At 44.2% G+C, this 6,103-nt stretch carries 6 protein-coding genes; 5 read left to right on the plus strand and 1 reads right to left on the minus strand.

Annotation, left to right across the window (positions count from 1 at the left end):
- Positions 1-75: 75 nt before the first annotated feature.
- Positions 76-1,215, minus strand: a complete 1,140-nt coding sequence (locus ACE1AQ_RS19535) for a SpoIID/LytB domain-containing protein (protein WP_008203747.1) — start codon at positions 1,213-1,215, stop codon at positions 76-78.
- Positions 1,216-1,961: 746 nt separating this feature from the next.
- Here ACE1AQ_RS19535 and hcp point away from each other — a divergent pair.
- The 5 genes from hcp to ACE1AQ_RS19560 all read left to right on the plus strand — a co-directional run bounded on the left by hcp (position 1,962) and on the right by ACE1AQ_RS19560 (position 5,860).
- A complete protein-coding gene (gene hcp / locus ACE1AQ_RS19540) occupies positions 1,962-3,590 on the plus strand; it encodes a hydroxylamine reductase (protein WP_008203751.1) in 1,629 nt (542 codons plus the stop codon).
- Between the two features lie 84 nt (positions 3,591-3,674).
- Complete coding sequence (hoxU, locus tag ACE1AQ_RS19545) at positions 3,675-4,391, plus strand: bidirectional hydrogenase complex protein HoxU (RefSeq protein ID WP_002760545.1); 717 nt, start codon at positions 3,675-3,677, stop codon at positions 4,389-4,391.
- A 6-nt stretch (positions 4,392-4,397) separates the two neighbouring features.
- On the plus strand, positions 4,398-4,796 hold the full coding sequence (locus ACE1AQ_RS19550) for a hypothetical protein (RefSeq protein WP_110546051.1): 399 nt from the start codon (positions 4,398-4,400) through the stop codon (positions 4,794-4,796).
- A 4-nt stretch (positions 4,797-4,800) separates the two neighbouring features.
- The gene (locus tag ACE1AQ_RS19555; RefSeq protein ID WP_232306211.1) at positions 4,801-5,265 is read left to right on the plus strand and encodes a hypothetical protein; all 465 of its coding nucleotides are present in this window, start codon (positions 4,801-4,803) and stop codon (positions 5,263-5,265) included.
- A gap of 46 nt (positions 5,266-5,311) precedes the next feature.
- Complete coding sequence (locus ACE1AQ_RS19560; protein ID WP_002740992.1) at positions 5,312-5,860, plus strand: oxidoreductase; 549 nt, start codon at positions 5,312-5,314, stop codon at positions 5,858-5,860.
- Positions 5,861-6,103: the final 243 nt, after the last annotated feature.

Below are 6,103 nucleotides of genomic sequence, written 5' to 3' on the forward strand. Positions count from 1 at the left end.
AGGTTTTAGATTCGATCCTTGTTATCAGTTATCAGTTCACTGTTCACTGTTGACTGGAAATGGCTGACAGCCTTTTTAATTGGGCATTTCAGTTAGACGAGCATTTTGATAATAATGGCTGAGAATGCGGTCATAGGTCACCCCTTGGTCGGCGAGGGAAAAAGCGCCCCATTGACTTAAACCGATCCCATGACCGAAACCGCGACCATTAATGGCAAAAGTACCGTTATTAGCTGAAATCGTGAATAGGGTACTACGCAGCTCGAGGAATCGCCGTAATTGGGTATCAGAGATTAATTTAGAGCCTTGATCGCCCACTACACGCATTCTAATCACCCGTCCGTGGGGAGTGATCCTTTCGGGAGATAGCGATCGCACGCGACCGACACCACCGATTAAACGGCCTAATTCCCTGGCGCTAAAGTTTTTTGACCATTGGAATACCGGGGCGACTTGATCGTAATCGACGACACCGCGCAGGTAGGGTAAGGGGGAATTCCAAACATCCTCGACATTTTCCGTATGACCCCCGGAGGAGGAGTGAAACACCGCTAAAATCGGTTTGCCGTTGAAGCTCATAATTTGTCCGGCGGTGGCATTAACTGCCTCGTGGGTGCTAGTAAACTCGCTTTCTAGACCCTTATAAACTTGGGTGCGGGTGGTAGTATCTAGATCGTAGATGCGATTACCAGAAGTATTCATTTGGTAGAGAGCATAGGTGCGCGCCGCCACAGATTGGGCTTTTAAGGCCTCTTGCGGCCAGGAGGGAATCGCCTCCGCACCGACGACACTATAGAGATATTCCTCTAAATCGACTAAATTTAGGGCTGTCACCCCAGAACCTTGCCGAATGATCCTTGTGCGTCCTCGATACCAGCGATCATTAATCCAGACGTAACCATCATTCTCCGGTTCGATGATCAATTGACTGGCCTGCCAATCGGCCAAACCCACCGCTTTTCCTCTGGGATTAGCATTGAGGGCATTCATGGCGGTCAATTCTCCTAAGACTCTGCCGGCCCCATCTTTCACCACAGCATCGGTGGAACTGCCCACGGAGACGGCACTAACACCTTTACTGATGGCAATGCGTAATTCGACAGCAGCTTGGACTGGAGCGATAATCAAAGCCCAAAAAACTAGGACGAGCCAACTATGAGCAGGCAGGCGCTGCAGGTAACTACCCAGCAGCCTTGCTGTGTGTTTATTGGTCATGGGGGTCGGACTCCTCACACAATCGATCGATAATCAATTTTACCCGGACTGGGATTTTTTGGCTACTCTGGTTCGGAAAAATTTTTCCCCTGTCACTTTTTCCCGATTGTCTGACAATTTTTCTCTCCTAGGGACCCTGAATGGGCAAATTGCCTTATTTTGTCCGATTAACCAGGATTTATTCGAGTCATAAAAATCACCAAAAATAAGACCTCTTGTAAAAATCAAAAATTGTTGTTAGGGTTAGGAGTCAGGAGTCAGGAGTCAGTAGTCAGGAGAATTAAGAATGAATAATAATCAATTAAACGGTCTATAGCGTTTCTGATTCACAAGAGGTACATTCCCGATCCTGAACAGCTTAATCAGCAAAGGTTTGAGTGTGCCGCACAGATGCGAGAACCGCTATATTTACAGATTTTATGTAATTTAATCCTTGTTTTTGCCTTTTTTGAACCCTCAAAAATTAATTATGCAAGAGGTTTATACTTAATTGACTTAAGACAACTAAATAATTGTTTAATCGGTAATTCTTGAGGAAATCTAAAATCATAACCCAACCGGCAAAAAGGGTGAGAGAATAAAAACATAGTTCAGAGAGTAGAGGCTGTCAAGACAAGCTTTCCCGTCGTAAAATCCATAATTACTGCCCGTTGAAGGCTGATAACTAACTTTCAAAAAAGTGGCATTCAATTTAGTAGAAAAAATCGCAACAATCTGTCAATCTACTGAAAAAAGAGAGAAACCTTATGTTTTGTGAACAATGCGAACAAACCGCTAGTGGTAATGGTTGTCATCAGTGGGGGGCCTGTGGAAAAAGTCCCGAAGTCAACGCTGTTCAAGACTTATTAGTTTATTGTCTGCGGGGATTAGCATCGGTGGTTTTAAAAGCCAAAGAAGCGGCGATATCTACTCGCGAAGCTGATATTTTTACCTGTGAGGCGCTTTTCGCCACCATGACCAATGTTAACTTTGATCAACGGCGTTTTACTGATTATATTCAGCGTTGTTTAGAGATGCGGGAAAATTTAAAAGCACAATTGAGATCGCTGGACTGGTCTGCACTTGCTAACTATCAGCCTAATTTTAATGAGAGTCTAGTCAGCCAAGGTCAAGAAGTATCCTTAGAACTAATTGAAAAATTGCAAGACCTCGATATTTTTTCCCTAAAGTTAACCGCTATCTACGGAGTTAAAGGTCTGGCTTCCTATACTTTTCACGCTCAGGAATTAGGTCAAGAGGATGACTCAGTTTATCAGGTTATCCAAGAGACTTTAGCGGCAATTGATCGGGGGGATTTAAACCTGAATGATTGGGTGGCAATCTGTCTAAAAGTCGGGGCGGCAAACCTGCGGGCTATGGAATTATTAGATCAAGGTCATACGGAAACCTACGGTCATCCCATACCGACAAATGTTCCCTTAAATCCGCGTTTAGGTAAAGCCATTTTAGTCTCCGGCCATGATATTAAACAATTAGCGGCTTTACTGGCACAAACTGCCAATACTGGGATAACAGTCTATACCCACGGAGAATTATTACCCGCCCACGGTTATCCAAAACTCAAAGAAAAATATCCCCATCTCTACGGTCATTATGGCACCGCCTGGCAAAATCAAACTAAAGAATTTGCTAAGTTTCCGGGGGCAATAGTTTTAACTACTAATTGTCTCATGCCCCCCCACGAAAACTATGAAAGTAAACTCTTTACCCTCGGACCTGTGGGTTATGCCCATATTAACCGCTTAGAAACAGTTGACGGTGCGATCGATTTTAGTCCCGTGATTGCTAAAGCGCAGTCATTGCCCGGATTTACTGAAACAAGCGAACCTCGGCAGGTAATGGTGGGATTTGCCCACAATACCGTTCTCAGTGTCGCTGATACGGTGGTTGATGCCCTTAAACAGGGTAAAATCCGTCACTTCTTCCTAGTTGGGGGCTGCGATGGGGCAAAACCCGATCGCAATTACTACACCGAATTCGTGGAACAAGTCCCCGAAGATTGCATCGTTTTAACCCTTGCCTGTGGAAAATTCCGCTTTTTCGACAAACAATTAGGTAGCATCGAAGGATTACCCCGGCTAATGGACCTGGGACAATGTAACGATGCCTATAGTGCCATCAAAATCGCCCTAGGATTAGCCAACGCTTTTAACGTCAGCGTCAATGAGATTCCCCTCTCCCTAATTATCTCTTGGTACGAACAAAAAGCGATCGCTGTACTGCTCACCCTGCTACATCTAGGGATGCAAAATATCCGTCTGGGACCAACTTTACCGGCATTTATCTCCCCCAACGTCCTCAAATTCCTCGCCGATACCTATCACCTGCAGCCGATTACTACCCCCGCAAAAGACTTAGCCGATTGTCTAGGTTAAAACTTTCTGTAAAAATCCTACCCTTGGCCACAAACCGTGGCCTATGGAAGGAGAGGGATATTATCCTCAAGGAGAAGAATTTTTATGTCCGTAATCACTTTAAGTATTGATGGTAAAGATGTAGCGATCGAAGCGGGTTCGAGAGTTCTGGCGGCAGCTAGTCAGGTAGGAATAAAAATTCCCGCTCTCTGTCATCTCGATGGGGTTTCCGAAGTGGCCGCCTGTCGCTTATGTTTAGTAGAAATTGAAGGTATTAATAAATTATTACCCGCCTGTGTAACGGAGGTGGCGGAAGGAATGGTGGTTCATACCGACACCCCAAAACTGAAAGAATATCGCCGCATGACAGTGGAATTATTATTCGCTGAAGGCAATCACGTTTGTGCGGTTTGTGTGGCTAATGGTAACTGTGAATTACAAGATTTAGCCATCGAAGTGGGTATGGACCATAGTCGTTTTCCCTACCGTTTTCCCAAGCGAGAAGTGGATATTTCCCATCCTCTTTTTGGTATCGATCACAATCGTTGTGTTCTCTGTACCCGTTGTGTGCGAGTCTGTGATGAAATTGAAGGGGCGCACGTTTGGGATCTGGCTTATCGCGGCGAAAAAGATAAAATTATCGCGGGAATGGATCAGCCTTGGGGCAGCGTTTCTGCCTGTACTTCCTGCGGCAAATGTGTTGCCGCTTGTCCAACCGGGGCAATATTCCGCAAGGGTTCCGCCGTTTCTGAAAAAGAGGAAGATCGCTCGAAGTTGGAATTTTTAGTTAACGCCAGGACTCAACACCAATGGACGCGTTAGCGAAAAATGGTAGATTCTCAAAACGCTCGTTGGGGACATCTAGGTATTTATGCCAAGTATCTGCGGGCGGAAATGGCTCTGTATGACGAGATTATGGCGATGAATGAAGATATTCGCTTGATTTCCGATTACTGCGGTATTTCTGCTCGGGAAACTCAACGAGCAAAGGACTACGCTTTCGGTAGCGGTGTCAGTCAGTATGAATTTTGGCCTAGTATTGATATGGCAAAGGCGTGGTTGAGGATGGCGCGAGGACAGGGAACGGCGATTGATCGTGTCTTTTTAGAACACGAAATCTTAGAATCGGATTTAGTGATTAATCAGGGTATGAATCAGCCTTCTGCTCACGAAATCGCTCAAGCTCAATATGGTTGGTCTGTCCTACTGCGTCAAGGGAATCAATAATGTTATGAATGATACAAATCTCGAACAGATCTTTCTGCAAGCCTTGGATCGCTGTCTATCCCTGCTGGATTATCAATCTCAACCAACCAATTTAGCTTGGTCCGCGATCGAACTTTTCGCCGAAGTTGGGCGATTTCCCCAGATGCTTCGCCAATTCTGTGATCAATACCGAGAGCGTGTGGCGGCGGCAGATCGGGCGATCAAAGATTACGCCAGTAGTGTGGATAATTGGACAGTCAAGGGGACTATTTTCGGGGCGCAGGATCAATGTAATATCTTGCATTTTTTTCTCAATGTCCACACGAAAAATTTTAAGTTTTTTAGAGGTGAAAATTGGACACCACAGCTGATCTGTGAATTTTTGCAAGAATGGAAGGGGATCGATCTTTTTTCTTTAATTGCAGATAATCAGGAACTTGTCGAGACAGGCAAAAACCCGCCCCTCGGTAAACAGCCGCTTTTCTATTAGCTAGTAATCACTATTGCCAAAACCTAACAAACAAGGAATTAAAATTATGTCTAAAATTCGCTTCGCTACTGTCTGGTTAGCTGGTTGTTCGGGATGCCATATGTCCTTCCTCGATTTGGATGAATGGCTGTTAGAATTAGCCGAAAAAGTTGACGTGGTTTATAGTCCTGTCGGCTGCGATCTGAAAACCTATCCGGAAAATGTCGATGTCTGTTTAGTGGAAGGAGCGATCGCTAATCAGGATAATTTAGAACTAATTCATCTAGTCCGTCAAAATACCAAAACCGTCGTTTCTTTTGGTGATTGCGCCGTGACTGCTAACGTTCCCGCTATGCGAAATATGTTAGGAACTGCCGATCCCGTGCTAAAAAGAGCTTATTTAGAGTTAGGAGATAACACACCTCAACTACCAGAAGAACCCGGTATCGTTCCCGAATTATTAGATCAAGTGCTGCCCGTCCATCAAGTCATTCCCATCGATATTTTTATGCCGGGTTGTCCCCCCGATGCGGACAGAATTCGCGAGACATTGATTCCGATTTTAAAAGGGGAATTACCGGTGATGGCAGGACGAGAAATGATTAAATTTGGTTAATTGAATCAGTTATCAGTTATCAGTTATCAGTTATCAGTTATCAGTTATCAGTTATCAGTTATCAGTTATAAGTTATAAGTTATAAGTTATAACTTATAAGTTATAAGTTATAAGTTATCAGTTATCAGTTATCAGTTATCAGTTATCAGTTATCAGTTATCAGTTATCAGTTATCAGTTATCAGTTATCAGTTATCAGTTATCAGTTATCAGTTATCAGTTATCAGTTATCAGTTATCAGTTA

Origin of the sequence: Microcystis sp. BLCC-F209 (assembly GCF_041928595.1) — a bacterium.
Taxonomy (GTDB): Bacteria; Cyanobacteriota; Cyanobacteriia; order Cyanobacteriales; family Microcystaceae; genus Microcystis.

What these genes read in the sequence shown, in the direction of transcription:
- ACE1AQ_RS19535 (WP_008203747.1), bottom strand. Translation starts at nt 1,215, where the DNA reads ATGACCAATAAACACACAGCAAGGCTGCTGGGTAGTTACCTGCAGCGC.
- hcp (WP_008203751.1), top strand. Translation starts at nt 1,962, where the DNA reads ATGTTTTGTGAACAATGCGAACAAACCGCTAGTGGTAATGGTTGTCAT.
- hoxU (WP_002760545.1), top strand. Translation starts at nt 3,675, where the DNA reads ATGTCCGTAATCACTTTAAGTATTGATGGTAAAGATGTAGCGATCGAA.
- ACE1AQ_RS19550 (WP_110546051.1), top strand. Translation starts at nt 4,398, where the DNA reads ATGGTAGATTCTCAAAACGCTCGTTGGGGACATCTAGGTATTTATGCC.
- ACE1AQ_RS19555 (WP_232306211.1), top strand. Translation starts at nt 4,801, where the DNA reads ATGAATGATACAAATCTCGAACAGATCTTTCTGCAAGCCTTGGATCGC.
- ACE1AQ_RS19560 (WP_002740992.1), top strand. Translation starts at nt 5,312, where the DNA reads ATGTCTAAAATTCGCTTCGCTACTGTCTGGTTAGCTGGTTGTTCGGGA.